The following is an 18,820-nucleotide window of genomic DNA, read 5'->3' on the forward strand; positions in this document are numbered from 1 at the left end:
GTATTAACATAATTTAAGTAGAATTACTGAAAGCCCTTTTTTCATAGGGCAATAACGTATATAATTAGAAGTGTACCAAAAGATTCTGCTATTTTTTAAGTACTTCGTATAATTATAGTAGATTAAGATTTAAATCATTTACTATAGAAAACGCTTTATCATGGTTGTGATTTTCCTAGATAAAGATAACGTGTCTATAAACATATATAAAAGGGGGACTGTGTTTGTTATGAGTAAACAACATAGCAAAACAGATGTCATATTAATTGGCGGCGGTATCATGAGCGCAACACTAGGAACTTTATTAAAAGAACTTGCACCTGAGAAAGACATTAAAATGTTTGAAAGATTATCTACACCAGCAGAAGAAAGTTCGAATGCATGGAATAATGCAGGAACAGGGCATTCTGCATTATGCGAACTAAATTATACAAACGAAAACAAAGATGGATCAATTGATATTACTAAAGCTGTTAAAATTAATGAACAGTTTCAAATTACAAAGCAATTTTGGAATTACCTTGTTAAGCAAGGTCAATTATCAAAACCAGAAGCTTTTATTAAACCTGTGCCACATATGAGCTTTGTACAGGGCGTACGTAATGTAGATTTTTTAAGAAGACGTGTTGAAAGATTAAATAAAAATATTTTGTTTAGTAATATGGAAATTACGGATGACAAAGATCAAATTTCAGAATGGGCACCGTTGATTATGGAAGGGCGCACATCAAATATACCAATGGCTATTACATATGACAAAACGGGGACTGATGTAAATTTTAGCGCGCTAACAAAAAAACTATTCTCTAATTTAGAAGATAAAAACGTAGAACTTAATTACGAACATGAAGTAGAAAATCTGAGTCAACGTAAAGATGGAACTTGGGAAGTTAAAGTGAAAGATTTGAAAACGGATGAAGTTACAATAGTAGATAGCGACTTTGTATTTATAGGTGCCGGTGGAGCGAGTTTACCTTTATTACAAAAAACAGGCATTAAGGAGTCTAAACATATTGGTGGATTCCCAGTAAGTGGTCTGTTCTTAGTTTGTAGAGACGAGGCTATTACTTCAAAACATCTTGCGAAAGTTTATGGAAAAGCAGCTGTTGGTGCGCCACCGATGTCAGTACCACATTTAGACACACGTTATATTGATGGCAAGCGTACCTTATTGTTTGGACCATTTGCTGGCTTTTCACCAAAATTCCTAAAGACAGGTTCAAATATGGATTTAATAAAATCAGTGAAACCAAACAACCTTATAACAATGTTATCGGCAGGAATTAAAGAAATGAACTTAACTAAATATTTAATTTCTCAACTAACACTGTCAAACGAGGAGAGAATGGAAGATTTACGTCAATTTGTGCCAAATGCTAAAAGTGAAAATTGGGAAATTGTAGTTGCAGGACAACGTGTACAAGTCATTAAAGATACTGATAAAGGAAAAGGTACTTTACAATTTGGTACTGAGGTTATTACTTCTGAAGATGGTTCTTTAGCAGCACTTTTAGGCGCTTCTCCAGGCGCTTCGACTGCAGTTGACATCATGTTTGATGTACTTCAACGTTGTTACAAAGATGAATTTAACAATTGGGAAGAAAAAATTAAAGAAATAGTGCCTTCATTTGGTATGAAATTATCAGAAAATGAAGCTTTATACACTCAAATTAATAAAGAAATAACTAAAAACTTAAAAATTAATTAATAAGTATGATGTACTCATTTTATTAAATGAAGTTCTTGCGAGATAAATTTCCATACTTAAAATAGAAGCGCTAATCCATTACGGGTTAGCGCTTCTTTATATTTAAATCTTGAAATTTTGATCGTGCATGTATACCACAAGTATGTTGTATGATGGTTCGAGCATCGAACCCGTGGCCTCTGAAACATATGGTTTTCTAGGCGTTTACACGCTTGTTATTTATTGATATTAACAGTGAAAGTAGTACCTTCATATTTCTTACTTGATACTTCAATTGTGCCATTGTGTAATTCAAAAATAGCTTTAGCAATTGCTAAGCCTAAGCCATTACTATTATCATGATTGCTTGCTTTATAAAAACGTTCAAATAGACGAGATTGAGTTTCTGGTGTCATACCTTGACCATCATCAGTTATATTAAAACGAATGTGATCAGTATCATGTGTGAGTGTAATGTCAATTGTACCACCTTGTTCTGAATATTTAATCGCATTAGTTATTAAATTTTGAAATGCTTGATTTAATAGTCGCTCATTTCCTATTAATGATATATTAGCTAAATCAGACATAATAATTAACTCTTTTTCGTTCGTCGCAAATTGTTCATGACGTATAATCTGTTTAATGAGCTTATTGAGTTCGATATGATCAGTTAATTCTAGATGCTCCCCATTATCAATTTCTGATAACAATAAAAGTTCTTTTGTTAATTCACTTAGTTGCGTTGTAATTTGGTATATTTCGTCTATATACTGTTCTCGTTCTGTGGCACTTTTTGTAAATTTTAATTGATCAAGTAAATGATGAATATGCGTTAAGGGTGTTTTAATCTCATGTGAAACATTTTGAACAAAGTGTTGTCTCATGTCATCTACTTGTTTTAAAGAAAGTCTCATTTTATCAAAACGGTATTGCAACGTGCCGAATTCATCATTACGCTTAATATCTATTGGCACATCAAAATTGCCTTCCATTAATCTTTCAGTCGCTTGTTTTAACTGTTGTATTGGTTTAATAATCATGTAAGTTGAAGAAATAACCCAAATGATTGAGATGACTAATAATAGTGTAATTAATATGACTAAGAAAATTCTAAATTCACTAAATGTTTTTCCAATGTCTGGTCTCATAAATACTGCATAGTTATGACCATTGGATTGAAATTGCACACCAACAGTATTTTGAGTAGTATTTTCAAAGAATCCAGTGATGAAAGGATTGTATGGTAAATTGCTTATCCCGTGATAGTCATTTCCCTTTAAGACAGATTTAATATTTTTCGAGTCAACATTGTCTTTTCTAAATGCAGTACCATAATAAGCTTTTTTACCATTTTCTGATACGGTCATAACTTGATAATTCATCTGTCCAAGGTGTTCGAAAAAGGGTTTTGGCAATTGTATTTTAGATTGCTTTTCATAAGAAATTGCATCTTTTAATGTTCTCATGATTTTAGCATCATTATTCTCTTTTAAATGATTATGATAAATGACGTTAGTTAATAGGAAACTAAGCACAGCGCTTGATAGTAAGATGACGATTGTATATATAGCAATACGTGAATATAGTGATTTAAACATTGTCATCAACCTTGTAACCTAAGCCACGCACTGTATGAATTGTAATAGTAGCTCCTAGTTTCGATAAACGTTTTCTCAAACGTTTAATGTGTACGTCAACTGTTCGTTCATCACCTTCATAATCAAACCCCCAAATTTTTTCAATCAAATCATCACGGTTAAATACTTGTTTTGGATGCGAGGCAAGTAAGAATAAGAGTTGAAACTCTTTATTTGGCAAGTTCATTGATTTAGTAGAAGATTGAAGCTCTAAATAAGCTTGATTAAGCGTAAGATTTCCAACTTTCAACTCATTATTAGCATTTATATTATAGCGTTTTAATACGGCCTTTATTCTAAAGATAAGTTCTTTCACTTCAAATGGCTTGGTAACATAATCGTCTGTGCCAGTTAAATAAGCTTGTTCTTTATCACTAAGTGCGTCTCTAGCTGTTAACATAATAACTGGCATTTCAAAATCTTCTTTTAAAATTTTACATAATTCAAAACCACTCATGCCAGACATCATTACATCTACGATAGCAATATCAACTTGATGTGTATCTAAATATGACAATGCGTTTTCAGCACTTGATTGTGTTACTACATCTAATCCTTCTCGTGAAATATAATTTGAAACATATTCTAAAATTTTACTGTCATCATCGACAATTAAACAAGTTGTCATGCTCAAAATCTCCTTAATCATTTTACAGACATTATATATGGAAAAATTTAACTTAACAAATAGGAAATATTTCAAAAAGTTAATCATAGTTCATATTGAGTTCATATACAGAGACTAAACTTTAAATATAAGTTCTTGAAAGGGAGTGAATCACTATGAAATTAGCATGGCAAGAAATAAAATATTATAAATTTCGTTATATATTAATCATGTTAATTATATTATTATTAGGCGTTATGGTTCTATTTATTAGTGGGTTGGCACAAGGTTTAGCAAGAGAAAATATTTCTATGTTAGACAATATGAAAGCTGAAAAATATGTGATGCAAAATAACAAAACACCACAAATTGAAAAATCAATTATTAAACCAGAACAGCAAGAGAAGATTGAAGATATTAGCGGGCAGTCACCTTTAAAAATAGCATCTCAAACTTTGAAAATTGATAAAGATGAAGAAGATGTTGTTATGACGAATACAGTGAAAAATGAAAAACCCAAATTGTCAGAAGGGCATTATCCTAAAAAAGACAATGAAATTGCAATTAATAGTAAATTAACTGCAAGTGGGGTAGATGTTGGAGACAACATTAAAATTAAAGACGGTAAAACGTTAAAAGTTTCAGGTGTTTTGGATGACACAATGTATTCTCATAGTTCAGTGGTTATGATGAATAATAATGGATTTGATGAATTGAATAAAAATGTGAGTACTGTTTATCCAATTAAAGATATGTCACAAAAACAGATGAATAAATTAGAAGATATTAATGGTATAGATGTATTTACAGAAGATGATATCACAAGTGAAATACCAAGTTATCAAGCAGAACAAGCACCACTTAATATGATGATAGTTAGCTTGTTTGTTATTTCTGCTATAGTCCTTAGTGCATTCTTCTATGTTATGACGATACAAAAAATTCCTGAAATCGGTATTTTAAAAGCAATTGGAATTAAGACAAGACATTTATTAAGTGCATTAATCATTCAAATATTAATAACTACAATGATTGCAGTTATTATTTCTGTGGCGTTAATCAGTGGATTGTCATTAGTAATGCCAATTTCTATGCCTTTCCATGTAACTGTTACAAATATATTATTAGTCGTGGGTATTTTCATAGTTGTTGCAATTGTCGGTGCAGCACTATCATTTATTAAATTATTTAAAGTAGACCCTATTGAAGCTATAGGAGGTGGAGAATAATGAGTTTACAAGTTAAAGATATTAAAAAATCTTTTGGTAAAGGCTCTTCCGAAACTAAAGTACTAAAAGGGATCAATTTTGAAGTGAATGATGGAGAATTTATAATTTTAAATGGAGCCTCAGGTTCTGGTAAAACGACGCTTTTAACTATTTTAGGTGGATTATTGTCACAAAGTAGTGGAGAAATATTATATAATGGTGAACATTTATACGATAGTGATAAAAAAGCTTCTGAACTAAGATTAAATGAAATTGGATTTATATTTCAATCTTCACACTTAGTACCGTATTTAAAAGTTAAAGATCAGTTAATAACTATAGGTAAAGAAGCGGGAATGGCTAAAAAAGAAGCCACTGATAGAGCAGAAAAATTATTAACACAAATCGGTTTAGCAGACCAGTTAAACGTATTTCCACACACACTTTCAGGTGGACAAAAGCAACGTGTTGCCATCATGAGATCATTAATGAATAATCCTAAAATAATATTAGCTGACGAGCCAACTGCAAGCTTAGATGCCGAACGTGCTACAGAAGTGATAGATATGATTAAAAATCAAATTCAAAGTAAAAATATGATAGGTATTATGATTACACATGATAAAAGACTATTTGATTATGCTGACAGAGTAATCGAATTAGATGATGGTGTCATTGTTAATCGATAGTATATTTAAAAGAGACATGATAAAAGTCGTGTTTTCAAATTAAATGGGAGTAGGATAGAAATCTTTTTAATAAAATTAGATTTCTGTCCCACTCCCTTTTTTATGAATAGCATTGCACATTCAATCGAATGTAGTATCCACATATTATTTCGTAGTTAATGACTTTAAATGGTTGGTATATGCCACAGTGCCATTATACATGCCCAAAATAACACTGCAAAAAAACAAGTTAGTAAAAGCTTATATTGATACATGATGGCTAAAAAGTCCCTGATTAATGCAATTTCAAAAAAATGATAAGGTGTATGACTGCCGACACCTTTTAAATTGAGATTTAATTTTTGTCCAAACCTTAAAGCGCGCATAATATGAAATTGACTAGTGACACATATGATATTTGGTTCATATTTAAATAATTGCTGAATGAGCACTTTCGTATATTTAAGGTTCTCATAAGTGCTCGTCGATTGGTCTTCAAGTATGATTGCTGAAGGATTAATATTTCTTTGCACTAAATATCGATACATAGCCAAGGCTTCTGAAATTGGTTCGTCAGGTCCTTGCCCACCACTAACAATGATATGTGCGCCTGGATGTAAATGGTATAACGTTATAGCTTTGTCCAATCTTTTAGCAAGCATAGGTGTTACTTGTTCTGTAAAAATACCTGCGCCCAACACCAATATGACGTCAAAATCTTGTTTATACGTAACATTTGAAAAGGCAGAGGCACAAAGTGCATAACAAATGAAGGTGAAACATGCACTAAAGGCAATAGCGGCTAACCAATAAAAAATCACATTGATGCCCACAGGAATTAGACTAATATAAGCACAAGCAATCATGAACAGTAATACCTTATATGCTATAGCGTATAAACGGCGCAAAAAAAGTGTGCTTACACTATGTTTAAATAGATGATGATGTTTGATCTGTAAAAGCAATACACCAACAAACATCGTTATGATTAGAGGGATCGGCAAAGATGACTTACCTACATGTAAGATGATAACAATGTAGCCTAAAATGATTTGAATTACAAAAAAAGTTAAATTAGTAGTAAATTTTAAATTCTTATACATAGCAATAAAACCACATAAAATAAATAAACTTATAATTAAAGACAACGTATACATGGTTCACCCCGAAAATTTATAATATTTTAAATGTAGAGCAATTCTTAAAATTAATCAAATTTTATAGGTATTGTTGATTGTAATTTAGATAGGTTTAAAAATTAAAAACGCAGCGGTTAGAAATTTCTGCTTTTATACCGTCTCGAATATTGATATTATTAACATAATATAAAAAAAATAACGTTTACTTATGTGAGCTAGAATAGTAGAGGTGCGAGAAGTTATGGTTAAAAATTTAAGTAGTCATATTGATTTTATGGGTGAGTTTATAAATGATGTGAATACTTTATTAGCTAAATTGTTAAAAGAACTAAGAGAAGACTATAACGTATCAAAAGAGCAAGCCAATGTTATATTAATGTTAGAAAACGAAAAAGCAATGACATTAACAGAAATAACTGAAAGACAAGGCGTAAATAAAGCTGCCGTTAGCCGGAGAATAAAAAAATTAATACAAGCAGAAGTAGTGCAATGGGAGAAAGCTGAAGAAAATGCAGATCAAAGGTTAAAATATATTAAATTAACAGCAAAAGGTAAACAATTTAATAAACAAAGTAAGGAAATTATCAATACAATTGTCAGTGATATATTACACGACTTATCGGATGAACAAATCGAACAAGCAAGATATGTTTTAGAGATTATTGATCAAAGATTAAAAAATTTCAATTTGAAACACAGTGTTTAATAGTAAAAACAATGATAATATTTTTAAGTAAAGCAAAATGCGTTTAATTAAAACATATTTCAATAACTAGAATGATGTGTCCATGTAAAAATGATTTATTTGAAGTGCCTCATTAAAAGAACAACTATATAAGATTGAAGAAAAAATTAAAGGAATTGTAAAAAGACATTGGACTAATGATGTATATCTTTTACTTATTCATGTACATATAATAGAAATAAAGTAGTGTAAAAATGAATTTTACTTAATTAAAAAACTACAAAAAATTGGTGAAAACGGCTTGATAAAGCCGTATAGTTTATGAATATATTATGTTAAAATAACGGGATAATGTAAAAAATAAGGACTAAGCGTGGTGATAAAATGCAAAAGTGCCCTAAATGTGGGGGAAACATAAGGATAGGACAACGAAGATGTAGTCATTGTGGCTATCGTTTAGAGTCGACTAGTAACGAAAAAATGACTCGAACTTCAAAAGAAAATAAAAAAACTGTTAATAGCAAAGCAAGGAAAATTATTCCCTGGGGTATTGCAGCTTTTATCATTATCCTGCTGGTTATTATATTTATCTTATTGAAAAATTTTAATTCGCCGGAAGCACAATCGGAAATATTAATTAACGCAGTAGACAATAATGATACTCAAAAATTATCAACCTTATTAAGCACGCAAAATAATAGTGTAGATGAAAATGAGGCAAAAGCTTATATTAAATATATAAAAAAAGAAGTTGGCATGAAAGAATATACGAAAGATATTAAGCAAAAAATAAAATCATTAAATAAAAATGAGACTAGTGAAGAAGACTTTGTAACAGCAAAAAATGGTGAAAAAGTTTTGCGTATCAGCAAAAATGGGCGACGTTACTTGATATTTGATAATATGAGTTTTACAGCGCCTACAAAAGAAGCGATTGTAAAGCCTAAGTACGATACAACTTACAAATTCAAAGCAAATGATAAACAAAGAACAGTACATGCACAGAAGAATAAGACGACAGTACTCGGTGAATTTATACCAGGTGATTACGTCATAGAGTCTAAAAAAGAGATGGCTAACGGACAGTTTAGCGGTGAACTCAAATTTAATTTTAATAATAGTAATCATGAGACAGTTGATGTATCAGAAGATTTTAATGAAGCTTATATCGTCTTAGATTTGAAAGGTGCATCTGAAATAGATAAAGATACTGTTAAAGTGAAAGTGAATGATAAAACATATGACTATGCTGATAATAAAGAAATAGGACCATATCCAAAAACACAAGAGTTAACAGTTTCTGCTGAAGGAGAAGCGAAGAAAAAGACATTTAAATCAGCTGAAACGACTGTTAAAACGGATAACTTGAAGGATAAAACATATGTAACATTGAACTTTGATGGTGATGAAATTCAAGACTATGTAGATAAAAAAGAAAAAGAAGAAAATAGCTTCAGAAATAAGGTGGCTCGTTTTTTCGGTAATTATACTGCTGCAATGAATAATGCACATAGTCAAAGTAACTTTAAATTAGTTTCATCTTATTTGAAAAAAAATACTGATAACTATAAATCTATAAAAAATAATGTGAAAGAAAATGCTGTATTTTATTTACCTCAGCCACAAATCACTGAAATTGTGAGACAAGGTGAAACATTTTATATTACAGCTCAAACCGTCAAAGAAAATGGTCAATATGGCGAAGTGGATTACCAACTTGAAGGCGATGATGATGCCAGTAACCTTAAAGTTGTGAAATATTCGGAAGAGTAATATAAAGATATGCTTGCTGATAATAATATATGGAGTAGTGGATAAGCAGAGGAATCTGGAAACAAGCCAACACTGACTCATGAATAAGTGTCAATTTCTATAATAGTTAATAGAAATTGACACTTTCTTTGTTTTTAAGCTAAAGCTATAATAGTAATAATGCTTATTAATTAATAATTTGTAATAAGTTAGTTAACAATACATAAACAAGTGTAAATATCGTCGAATTGGATATTTCAAGTAATTTTTGAAGGAGGTATAAAATGATAGATAATCAACAACAAAAGCAATCATTCATTTTTATTTTAATTCTAGGTGCGTTAACTGCGATTGGTGCCTTATCGATTGATATGTTTTTACCTGGTTTACCTCAAATTCAGTCTGATTTTAATACGACAACTTCAACTTCACAATTAACTTTATCTTTATTTATGATTGGTTTAGCCGTTGGGAATTTATTCACGGGTCCTTTTTCTGATTCAATCGGGCGTAAGCAACCACTTATGATTGCGATGTTGTTATTTACATTAGCAAGTTTAGGTATTATTTTTGTAAACAATATATGGTGGATGATTATTTTAAGGTTTGTACAAGGTTTTTGTGGAGGCGCAGGCGCAGTTATTTCTAGGGCGATTTCTAGCGATTTGTACAGTGGCAAACAATTAACAAAATTTTTAGCTTTACTTATGTTAGTCAATGGTGTGGCACCTGTGTTAGCACCTGCTTTAGGTGGCGTGATCTTATCATTTTCCACTTGGCATATGGTTTTTGTCATACTAACTTTATTTGGGATACTTATGTTTTTGGGGACTATGTTTAAAGTACCAGAATCATTATCTATCGAACATAGAGACAGTCCTCATATAGCAATTATATTTAAGAATTTTAAACAATTATTAGTAACGCCACGTTTTGTATTACCAATGTTGATTCAAGGTGTTACATTTATCATCTTGTTTAGTTATATTTCAGCTTCTCCATTTATCACGCAACATATATATGGTATGTCTCCACAGCAATTTAGTATTATGTTTGCAATTATTGGTATTAGTCTCATTATTTCAAGTCAATTGACTGGTAAGTTCGTTGATTATATAAATCGACAAACATTGTTACGGATTTTGACGTTGATTCAATTAGTAGGAATTTTAAGTGTAACGATTACTTTATTAAACCATTTTTCAATATGGATTTTATTCTTAGGTTTTATCATTCTTGTTGCACCAGTTACTGGTGTAGCAACGCTTGGTTTTTCTATTGCGATGGATGAACGTACTGGAGGTAATGGGAGTGCATCAAGTTTACTTGGACTTGTGCAATACTTATTAGGAGGGGTGGTTTCACCGCTCGTAGGTTTAATGGGAGAAGGGAATTATGTGCCTTATGTCACAATTATCATAATCGCGGGTCTGTTATTAATATTACTGCAAGTGATGAGTTACTTTGTGTTTAGAACAAGGAAAAGAGCATAAGTGCATATGTGTAAAATCTTGGTGTTACATTGGCAGTAACTGATACATGAGCTTCAGCTCAAATACTTAAAGTTAATTCAACTTTAATCCACAGAGCAGAAGTTGTGACAATGACATCCGTTTAAATAAATTAGATTGCTGTCTTACTCTGATTTATTTTACATGAGTGATTGAGGTTGGTGAAAATCTATTTGCTTTTGGTATACCATGTTGATCTACAGATACTAGATTATGTCGCACTATGATAGTATCAATTTTTATATATATGTGTTCGAATTAGTTAATATAATGAGACTATTAAATTTCTATTATTTTGTAGAAATTTAGTAGTCTTTTTAATTAGATAATTTATTAACGATTCAACTTAATTGTATTAGCTAATAAAATTTGAGCTAAATCTTTAACCGATTGATTACATCCTTCTTTAATCCAAGTATAAACAAGGCCCATTTGACCACCTAGTGCGTAAATTACAAATTGTTTTTTGTTTAATACATCGGTATAGTCGTCCAAAATTTTAATATAAGTGTCCCGCGTTGCATGCATATACTCAAAAAATAAATTACGATTAGGATATGTGACTAAAATAGCATGGAAATAGCCATAATGACGTTTGATATAACGCAAAATGATTTTGAAAAATTGATATAGTTTAGAGTGATTATCTGCAATTTCTTCTGAACTTTTATATAGATTTTCTAATAGTGTTTTATATTTTTGAATATGGTGTGATTGTATTGTAGCTAAAAGGTCATATTTATCTACGAAGTAATCATAAAATGTAGTCCTATTTATACCACTATATGCGCATAACATTTTGATAGTTATATTTTCAAATGGATGTAACTCGAGTAATGCAATCATATTACGGATGATTTTTCGTTTTGCATTTTGTTTCATAATAACTCCTTCATAGAACATAAATAATGTACCCAACACATTTTATTTAAGTGTCGGTATACTTTTAAATTTCATCTCTTTATAATATACAAGGTGAATTTTAAATGCAAATAGGAGGAAAGTATCATGAAGAAAATGGTATTAATCAATGTCATTACCATTGTTGTGCTTGTAATTATTGGTGTCGTAGGATTCCATTTTTATAATCAAGCAACATCTTTTGTAAGTACAGATAATGCTAAAGTGGATGGAGAACAAATTAAGGTGTCAGCTCCAGCTTCTGGCGAAATCAAGTCACTTGATGTTAAAAATAATGAAAAATTAAGCAAAGGTGATAAAGTTGCAGAGGTTGCTGCTAAAGGTGAAGGTGGTCAATCTCAAGATATGAGTATTAAAATGCCTAAAGATGGCACAATTGTAAAAGTTGATGGCATGGAAGGCTCAATGGCTCAAGCTGGCACACCAATCGCTTACGCTTATAATTTAGATGATTCTTATATAACTGCTAATGTGGATGAAAAAGATATTGCAGACGTTGAAGAAGGTAAAGATGTAAATATTAAATTAGATGGTGAAGACGCTGAATTAAAAGGTAAAGTAGAAGAAGTAGGTAAAGCAACTGCTTCAAGCTTTTCAATGATGCCTTCATCAAATAGTGATGGCAACTATACAAAAGTATCACAAGTGGTACCAGTGAAAATTTCACTAGATTCAAAACCATCTAAAAATGTTGTTCCAGGAATGAACGCTGAAGTAAAAATTCATAAAAATTAAGGAGGTCTTAAAATGACAATGACCTTCATTATTGTTTACGTAGTCATAGCGCTCATTCTTGTCGGTGGACTTAATCTCTTTATCGTGAAAAGAAATAAGCAAAAATCTACCCGAAAAATGGAACAATCTAAGTATGAAAGCATTGCTTCTAACGAAAGTTATCAATCTAAATTTAAAGTTAAAGACGATAAAACAACAACAGAAAACCAAGAGCAAAACAAAGGTGAAACTACAGAAGAAAAGGCAGAGAATGCAAGTCACGCTAATAGTGACACTTCTGAATCATCAACACAACATGATTCGGATCATGAACAAATCAATCCGAATTCTGAAGAAGCACAAGTAAATGAAAAGCTGAAAGCTAAACATAGTTCATTTATGTTTGGAAAAGGCACTTCTCAAGGCAAAGTTTTAATAGCGATGATTTTCGGTATGTTTATAGCTATTTTGAATCAAACGTTATTAAATGTTGCATTGCCTAAAATAAATACTGATTTTAATATTTCAGCAAATACAGGTCAATGGCTTATGACAGGATTTATGCTTGTGAATGGTATTCTGATACCAATCAGTGCTTATTTATTTAATAAATATTCGTATCGTAAATTATTCTTAATAGCGATGGCATTGTTCACAATAGGTTCCTTAGTATGTGGTATGTCAGGTTCATTTACAATAATGATGGTAGGCCGTGTACTGCAAGCAATTGGTGCAGGTATCTTAATGCCACTTGGTACAAATGTATTTATGACTATATTTCCACCTGAAAAACGTGGCGCAGCAATGGGGACACTCGGTATAGCAATGATTTTAGCACCCGCTATAGGTCCGACATTGTCAGGTTATATTGTAGAAAATTATCATTGGAACGTGATGTTCTATGGTATGTTCATCATAGGACTTATTTCATTAGCTATCGCATATATATGGTTCAGAGTTTATCAAGTTACTACAAATCCTAAAGCAGATATTCCAGGTATCATATTTAGTACAATAGGTTTTGGTGCGCTATTATATGGCTTCAGTGAAGCAGGAAATAATAGTTGGAGTTCTCCAATTGTTGTAGTATCTCTTATCCTTGGTGTCATTTTTATTACTGCTTTTGTAATTAGAGAGCTTACAATGCGTGTGCCAATGCTAAGTATGGAAGTTTTAAAATATTCAGGTTTTACATTAACAACCGTTATTAACATGATTGTAACGATGAGTTTATTTGGTGGCATGATTTTATTACCACTTTATTTACAAGACTTAAGAGGCTTTACACCAGTACAATCAGGTTTATTATTATTACCAGGTGCTTTAATAATGGGTGTCATGGGTCCAATCGCAGGAAAATTATTAGATACGATTGGTATTAAACCACTAGCTTTAGTAGGGACAGCAATTATGACCTATGCTACGTGGGAATTAACAAAATTAAACATGAATACAACGTATGGTCACTTAATGGTTATTTATATCATTCGATCATTTGGTATGAGTTTTATCATGATGCCAATAATGACTGCTGGTATGAACGCGTTGCCACAACGACTCATAGCACATGGCAATGCTTTATCTAATACATTGAGACAATTGGCAGGTTCAATTGGTACGGCTTTACTAGTTACAGTAATGTCTACACAAACAACACAACATATCGCCTCATATACACAAGATTTAGATAAAACAAATCCATTTATTAAAGACCGTTTACAAGAAATGGCTCAAGCAATGGGTGGAGAACAAATGGCAACTTCTCAAGTTTTAGAATTTGTGCAAAAGCTTGCTTCTATTAATGGTGTAAATAGTGCTTTCTTAATAGCCACTTTATTAAGTGCTTTGGCATTTATTTTGAGTTTGTTCTTAAAAGGCAAGTCACATTATATTTCAAATGAAGAATAAGTGAAAAAAACAGTGATGTAACATCACTGATTAATGAATAAGCGTCAATTTCTATAATAGTTACGTAGAAATTGACGCTTATTTTGTTATTAATACAGTCTGAGTTAATATTTTCATATAGTTAAAGCGATTGGGATAAAAACTTGTGCTAAGTTGATTTTATGTACATTATAAGTGAAAGCTAAATCGTTTTTATAAATTCGCAAGTTAATTAGATAATATATATGATATTGATTGTAGTCTTGAAAAATTGCTTGTTTTAAAATCCTTTTTACCGATTGGTGTATCGATTAAGTGGAGAAAAAAAGCCCGCAAATGAATTTTTTTCAGTCATTCATTTACGGGTGTAATCTATGATAGTATATGTATCGGCTTTTTGGTAAAGTTTAAATGAAGTTATATTCTAGGTTTTCGATTTCTAAAAAATAAACTAATTAATAGTAAAGCGATACTACAACTTAATAAAATAAAAGCGTTATGGATTGCATTTGACTCTGTTAATATTTGAGCTGAATCAACAGTGATATAATACTGATTCATTGAATCGGCAATTCTTGTTGCAATATTTTTAATCAATGCAGAAAAACCGAAAGTAATTGCAAGCATGATCGCTATGATAAACATGTTAACTATTTTCAATATAGTTTTGTTAAAAAACAACGTAAAAAAGGTTAAGATTAAACTTAATATACAAGCGATAAAAAATACATAAAATACAAGTATCAAGCGATCAATGCTTGTTTGTAAGTTATCGATACTTTCAACGTTGATATTTAAATTCGTTAAGTTATTGATAGTTTCTTGAAAATTTGTTAATTCTTTAAAATTAACCGTTTTATCTACAAAAACTAAATTGAATATAGGTTCCTTAAACATACTATAACCTGAAATAGCAACTAGGATTAAAACGATAACTTGTATAATAAGGCTAACCCAAGATTTTTTCTTTTTTCCATAACGAGCGCCTCGTTGCATTGTTTCACTCGTTAAAGTATGTTCAAAATCTTTAAATTGCTGATTATTTGCGGTCATAACTTACTCCTTTCATTACATTAGATGGGGATCTAGTTATTTTATGACTTTTATTTTGTTATAATATGTAATAACTGTTACATTTTAACCAATGAAGTTGAATAATTTAATTTTTAGTATGAATGGTCATATTTTTTAACTTCAATATCTATTATAACTTCGTTTTTATGTCATTATTTTTATTTTATCATATAATTTATTTTAAATACTGAATTGAAACAAAAATTCTATAATTCTAAAATTTGTTACAAAAAAGATAGGGATGATTATGAATGAAATCAAGACTAACAACAAAATTTGTTAATAAATATTTATTACCACATCGTTCAATTATATTTGATGACCAACAAAGCTTTGAAAAATTTTTACAAAAAAGATTAACGATGAATGAAAAAAAGCACAAGCAACCTGAAACTTTAAATGTAAAATCAGACTTAGAAAAACAAATGATGGATGATATGCAGGTGTTCAGATTTCGCTTTAGACACAGTCAACAAAAGAAAATATTATATATTCACGGTGGATATAATATTTTACAACCTTCTGCATTTCACTGGAGATTTATGGATAAACTTGCGTTAAGTACTTTAAATGAAGTTATTTTGCCAATTTATCCAAAAGCACCCAAATATCATGTTGAGGATACTTATGCTGCGATTCATAAAGTGTACCAACAATTATTAACAGAATGTAGTAATGAAGATATTATTGTGATGGGAGATGGAACTGGAGGCGCATTGGCGTTGAGTTTTGTGCAACAGTTAAAATCAAATAATCAACCTTTACCAGCTAAATTGTATTTGTTTTCACCGATGCTAGATGCAAAGTTGGATAATGAAAATATTACAGATGATTTAATCGATAAAGATGTCATCATAAATATAGAAGGTTTACAAAAAATTATGAAAGTATGGTCTGGAAATCTTCCATTAAACGATAGTAGGTTATCACCAATTAATGGAGAATTATTTGGTTTACCACCCATATATATATTTGGTGGCGGAAGAGAGATTTACTTACCAGATATGAAAAAATTGGCTTATACGTTAGAAGATATGCGTCAGCCAGTTCAACTGTATACTTTTAAAAAAATGGTAAATGCATTCGCATTATTACCTATTAGAGAATCGCATAAAGTTGTTAAAGAAATCGTCAATACAATTCACGATAAACGTTAATGTGGAAGCATACACTCGATTTTTAAAATGATGATAAGGCTACGAAAAATTAAAAACAGAGGCGGGGCAGACACCAAATATAATTTTGTTGATATCGCCTTGCTTCTGTTTTTATATGCTCAAACATTTCGGTCAATTAATGATGTTCATTCATTGTTGTATCAAGGACAGTTAATATAGATTGTGTCCCTTTTAGCTTATAGTATTGTGCTATAAAATCGTTAAAATCTTGCGTTGGTATATCCATATTGTTAAATTTCGAGAGATATTTTTCATATAGTTGTGTTTCTTTTTGAACAAAAGTTGTGTAACGCTGTATAAAAGCTGCTTCTACATCAATTTGTTCCACTAATGAAGTAATAGTATCTATAGCTTGTTTTTGACCTTGGTAGTAACTAATATCAAAACCGCGTTTAATCAATTGACTATCAGGTCCATTAATGACCAGCTGTTTGTTTTGATTGAGTTCACTAAGTGCAGCTTTCATATCATCATTTAAATCATAAAGTTGCACTTTGATTGTGTCGATTAATCCTTGTGACATATTTATCACTCCTTATCTTGAGATACCGATTTTATGACCTAATTGTTTTGGCCATTCGATTAATTGTTGGTTATCATAATAATTGCTAATTTGGTCAGCAAATGATTGAGGGAATGGCGCTGTTTTGTTGATTGTGCGATCAATCCCTAACATCATTGCTTCATTTGTTGCTATATTGCTGCCGTCTTGATTCGTCATAACGGAAAAGAAATGTAAGCTTTTTTCATTATAATCATAGATGTAAATTGTAATAGTAAATGTGTCATCTTCAGTTAGTTCAGATAAATAAGCTGTTTGTTCTTCAACAGTGAATAGTGTGTAATTTAACTTGGTACGTTCTTCTAAAGATAAACCATGTGTATAATTAAATTGATTGATAGCTTCGCTGAAGACCATATTATAATTCGCATCATGTACATGACCGTTATGGTCAATCATATCGGGTGTCACATTGTTGGAAATTGTGAAAGGATTTTTCATTGTTACATCTCCTTTAAAACTTTAATTGTTAAAATAGACATATTTATATTATTTAAGCTAACCTAAGTTTACTAAAAATTGTATATAACATACACAAATAGTATTTCATGATAAAATAAAGAAAATTGATTATAGGGGTGACCTATGGCTATAACAATTAGATACTTATCTTCTGAAAATACATTAGCAAGCGTTAATTGTTTAGAAGACATTCCTGAAACAGCGCAGTTTATATGGTGTGATTTTAACCAACCAACCGAGTCTGAAAATACATTTTTAAAAACACGTTTTAACTTTAATAAACTTGAAATTGATGATACAGTGAACGGGACACCGAGAGCTAAATACAAAGCATATGACACATATCAGTATATAGTTGTTCATGATGTAGCTTCCGAGAATTTTAGTGCAAAAGCATTAAATATTTTTATAAAAGATCGTTTGCTTATTACATACCATCATCAGCCATTTGATATTTTAAAGAAGATAGAAACTACTTTCAAAACGCAAACAATACGTAATATTCTCCCAACATATATATTTATCTTGGTGTTAGATTGTTTAGTAGATCGTTATTTTGAATTCGTTTATGCCATCGAAGATAAGGTATATGACTTCGAAGACAGTGAAAATATGAATGGTTCTATGAAATTTGCGATGGATAATGTATTTAAAATACGTTCTGAGCTAATTAAATTAAAGCGTGTGATTTATCCAATGACAGAATTAGTTAATCAATTAAAAGAAAGTCACCAATTATTATTAGATGACAAGGATAAACTTTATCTTCAACATATTGATGATCATATGATTAAACAACAAAATATTTTGAAAATATGCCAAGAAATGACAAATGAAATAAAAGATAATTTGACATCATATGCTTCATATAAAATGAATCGGATTATGCAGGTCCTTACCTTGGTGTCAGTTGTTTTTTTACCATTGACATTAATTACAGGTATTTATGGTATGAATTTTATAAATATGCCAGAATTAAAATGGCAATATGGTTATTATTTTGTTTTAGCACTTATGCTATGTATTAGTATAGGTTGTGTGATTTATTTTAAAAAAGAAAAATGGTTTTAATATCATAGTATTATATTAATGATGCAGTTTTAAACTGACTTGAGTAAAATAACT

Annotated in this window: 17 protein-coding genes; 10 read left to right on the top strand and 7 right to left on the bottom strand. The window is 30.6% G+C overall.

Annotation, left to right across the window (positions count from 1 at the left end):
* Positions 1 to 229: 229 nt before the first annotated feature.
* Positions 230 to 1,708 carry a malate dehydrogenase (quinone) gene (mqo, locus tag KA873_RS02640; RefSeq protein ID WP_107505120.1) on the top strand — a complete coding sequence of 493 codons (1,479 nt, stop codon included), beginning with the start codon at positions 230 to 232 and terminating at the stop codon, positions 1,706 to 1,708.
* 215 nt (positions 1,709 to 1,923) lie between these two features.
* On the opposite strand, the gene KA873_RS02645 is transcribed toward mqo, so the two are convergent.
* Together KA873_RS02645 and KA873_RS02650 are read right to left on the bottom strand one after the other, a co-directional pair.
* Positions 1,924 to 3,288: a sensor histidine kinase gene (locus KA873_RS02645; RefSeq protein WP_107385137.1), complete on the bottom strand. Its 1,365-nt coding sequence runs from the start codon at positions 3,286 to 3,288 to the stop codon at positions 1,924 to 1,926.
* On the bottom strand, positions 3,281 to 3,955 hold the full coding sequence (locus KA873_RS02650) for a response regulator transcription factor (RefSeq protein ID WP_107385696.1): 675 nt from the start codon (positions 3,953 to 3,955) through the stop codon (positions 3,281 to 3,283). Before KA873_RS02650 ends, KA873_RS02645 begins: the two co-directional genes overlap by 8 nt.
* A gap of 155 nt (positions 3,956 to 4,110) precedes the next feature.
* Here KA873_RS02650 and KA873_RS02655 point away from each other — a divergent pair, with 155 nt between their 5' ends.
* Entirely contained in the window at positions 4,111 to 5,163 is a 1,053-nt protein-coding gene (locus KA873_RS02655; RefSeq protein ID WP_107385695.1) for an ABC transporter permease, read from the top strand.
* Positions 5,163 to 5,831, top strand: coding sequence for an ABC transporter ATP-binding protein (locus KA873_RS02660; protein WP_107505119.1), 669 nt, complete (start codon positions 5,163 to 5,165; stop codon positions 5,829 to 5,831). The genes KA873_RS02655 and KA873_RS02660 overlap by 1 nt, the downstream gene beginning before the upstream one ends.
* Positions 5,832 to 5,995: 164 nt before the next feature.
* On the opposite strand, the gene KA873_RS02665 is transcribed toward KA873_RS02660, so the two are convergent.
* Entirely contained in the window at positions 5,996 to 6,967 is a 972-nt protein-coding gene (locus KA873_RS02665; protein ID WP_107505118.1) for a YdcF family protein, read from the bottom strand.
* Between the two features lie 223 nt (positions 6,968 to 7,190).
* On the opposite strand from KA873_RS02665, the gene KA873_RS02670 reads away from it, so the two are divergent.
* From KA873_RS02670 to KA873_RS02680, 3 genes are all read left to right on the top strand, one after another.
* On the top strand, positions 7,191 to 7,655 hold the full coding sequence (locus KA873_RS02670; RefSeq protein WP_107385132.1) for a MarR family transcriptional regulator TcaR: 465 nt from the start codon (positions 7,191 to 7,193) through the stop codon (positions 7,653 to 7,655).
* A gap of 363 nt (positions 7,656 to 8,018) precedes the next feature.
* Positions 8,019 to 9,407: a membrane-associated protein TcaA gene (locus KA873_RS02675; protein WP_107385107.1), complete on the top strand. Its 1,389-nt coding sequence runs from the start codon at positions 8,019 to 8,021 to the stop codon at positions 9,405 to 9,407.
* 263 nt (positions 9,408 to 9,670) lie between these two features.
* Positions 9,671 to 10,879, top strand: coding sequence for a putative multidrug effflux MFS transporter TcaB (locus tag KA873_RS02680; RefSeq protein WP_119517692.1), 1,209 nt, complete (start codon positions 9,671 to 9,673; stop codon positions 10,877 to 10,879).
* Between the two features lie 351 nt (positions 10,880 to 11,230).
* On the opposite strand, the gene KA873_RS02685 is transcribed toward KA873_RS02680, so the two are convergent.
* Positions 11,231 to 11,779, bottom strand: coding sequence for a TetR/AcrR family transcriptional regulator (locus tag KA873_RS02685; RefSeq protein ID WP_107505327.1), 549 nt, complete (start codon positions 11,777 to 11,779; stop codon positions 11,231 to 11,233).
* Positions 11,780 to 11,905: 126 nt separating this feature from the next.
* Between KA873_RS02685 and KA873_RS02690 the strand changes: the two genes are divergently transcribed.
* Positions 11,906 to 12,553, top strand: a complete 648-nt coding sequence (locus KA873_RS02690; protein ID WP_107385104.1) for an HlyD family secretion protein — start codon at positions 11,906 to 11,908, stop codon at positions 12,551 to 12,553.
* 12 nt (positions 12,554 to 12,565) lie between these two features.
* Complete coding sequence (locus tag KA873_RS02695) at positions 12,566 to 14,440, top strand: DHA2 family efflux MFS transporter permease subunit (protein ID WP_107385692.1); 1,875 nt, start codon at positions 12,566 to 12,568, stop codon at positions 14,438 to 14,440.
* A gap of 396 nt (positions 14,441 to 14,836) precedes the next feature.
* On the opposite strand, the gene KA873_RS02700 is transcribed toward KA873_RS02695, so the two are convergent.
* The gene (locus tag KA873_RS02700; RefSeq protein WP_107505326.1) at positions 14,837 to 15,472 is read right to left on the bottom strand and encodes a hypothetical protein; all 636 of its coding nucleotides are present in this window, start codon (positions 15,470 to 15,472) and stop codon (positions 14,837 to 14,839) included.
* A gap of 272 nt (positions 15,473 to 15,744) precedes the next feature.
* On the opposite strand from KA873_RS02700, the gene KA873_RS02705 reads away from it, so the two are divergent.
* Positions 15,745 to 16,650: an alpha/beta hydrolase fold domain-containing protein gene (locus tag KA873_RS02705; protein ID WP_107505090.1), complete on the top strand. Its 906-nt coding sequence runs from the start codon at positions 15,745 to 15,747 to the stop codon at positions 16,648 to 16,650.
* 136 nt (positions 16,651 to 16,786) lie between these two features.
* Here KA873_RS02705 and KA873_RS02710 read toward each other — a convergent pair whose 3' ends face one another.
* Positions 16,787 to 17,194: a hypothetical protein gene (locus KA873_RS02710; RefSeq protein ID WP_107505089.1), complete on the bottom strand. Its 408-nt coding sequence runs from the start codon at positions 17,192 to 17,194 to the stop codon at positions 16,787 to 16,789.
* A gap of 12 nt (positions 17,195 to 17,206) precedes the next feature.
* Positions 17,207 to 17,674 carry a thioesterase family protein gene (locus KA873_RS02715; protein ID WP_107384613.1) on the bottom strand — a complete coding sequence of 156 codons (468 nt, stop codon included), beginning with the start codon at positions 17,672 to 17,674 and terminating at the stop codon, positions 17,207 to 17,209.
* 144 nt (positions 17,675 to 17,818) lie between these two features.
* On the opposite strand from KA873_RS02715, the gene corA reads away from it, so the two are divergent.
* Complete coding sequence (gene corA, locus KA873_RS02720; RefSeq protein WP_107505087.1) at positions 17,819 to 18,766, top strand: magnesium/cobalt transporter CorA; 948 nt, start codon at positions 17,819 to 17,821, stop codon at positions 18,764 to 18,766.
* Positions 18,767 to 18,820 lie beyond the last annotated feature (54 nt).

This window comes from Staphylococcus sp. GDY8P45P (genome assembly GCF_017892745.1).
GTDB classification, from domain to species: Bacteria; Bacillota; Bacilli; order Staphylococcales; family Staphylococcaceae; genus Staphylococcus; species Staphylococcus cohnii.

Coding starts and splice junctions, on each gene's coding strand:
- KA873_RS02660 (WP_107505119.1), top strand. CDS start 5,163: ATGAGTTTACAAGTTAAAGATATTAAAAAATCTTTTGGTAAAGGCTCT.
- KA873_RS02705 (WP_107505090.1), top strand. CDS start 15,745: ATGAAATCAAGACTAACAACAAAATTTGTTAATAAATATTTATTACCA.
- KA873_RS02685 (WP_107505327.1), bottom strand. CDS start 11,779: ATGAAACAAAATGCAAAACGAAAAATCATCCGTAATATGATTGCATTA.
- mqo (WP_107505120.1), top strand. CDS start 230: ATGAGTAAACAACATAGCAAAACAGATGTCATATTAATTGGCGGCGGT.
- KA873_RS02690 (WP_107385104.1), top strand. CDS start 11,906: ATGAAGAAAATGGTATTAATCAATGTCATTACCATTGTTGTGCTTGTA.
- KA873_RS02680 (WP_119517692.1), top strand. CDS start 9,671: ATGATAGATAATCAACAACAAAAGCAATCATTCATTTTTATTTTAATT.
- KA873_RS02670 (WP_107385132.1), top strand. CDS start 7,191: ATGGTTAAAAATTTAAGTAGTCATATTGATTTTATGGGTGAGTTTATA.
- KA873_RS02700 (WP_107505326.1), bottom strand. CDS start 15,472: ATGACCGCAAATAATCAGCAATTTAAAGATTTTGAACATACTTTAACG.
- KA873_RS02675 (WP_107385107.1), top strand. CDS start 8,019: ATGCAAAAGTGCCCTAAATGTGGGGGAAACATAAGGATAGGACAACGA.
- corA (WP_107505087.1), top strand. CDS start 17,819: ATGGCTATAACAATTAGATACTTATCTTCTGAAAATACATTAGCAAGC.
- KA873_RS02710 (WP_107505089.1), bottom strand. CDS start 17,194: ATGTCACAAGGATTAATCGACACAATCAAAGTGCAACTTTATGATTTA.
- KA873_RS02655 (WP_107385695.1), top strand. CDS start 4,111: ATGAAATTAGCATGGCAAGAAATAAAATATTATAAATTTCGTTATATA.
- KA873_RS02715 (WP_107384613.1), bottom strand. CDS start 17,674: ATGAAAAATCCTTTCACAATTTCCAACAATGTGACACCCGATATGATT.
- KA873_RS02695 (WP_107385692.1), top strand. CDS start 12,566: ATGACAATGACCTTCATTATTGTTTACGTAGTCATAGCGCTCATTCTT.
- KA873_RS02645 (WP_107385137.1), bottom strand. CDS start 3,288: ATGTTTAAATCACTATATTCACGTATTGCTATATATACAATCGTCATC.
- KA873_RS02650 (WP_107385696.1), bottom strand. CDS start 3,955: ATGACAACTTGTTTAATTGTCGATGATGACAGTAAAATTTTAGAATAT.
- KA873_RS02665 (WP_107505118.1), bottom strand. CDS start 6,967: ATGTATACGTTGTCTTTAATTATAAGTTTATTTATTTTATGTGGTTTT.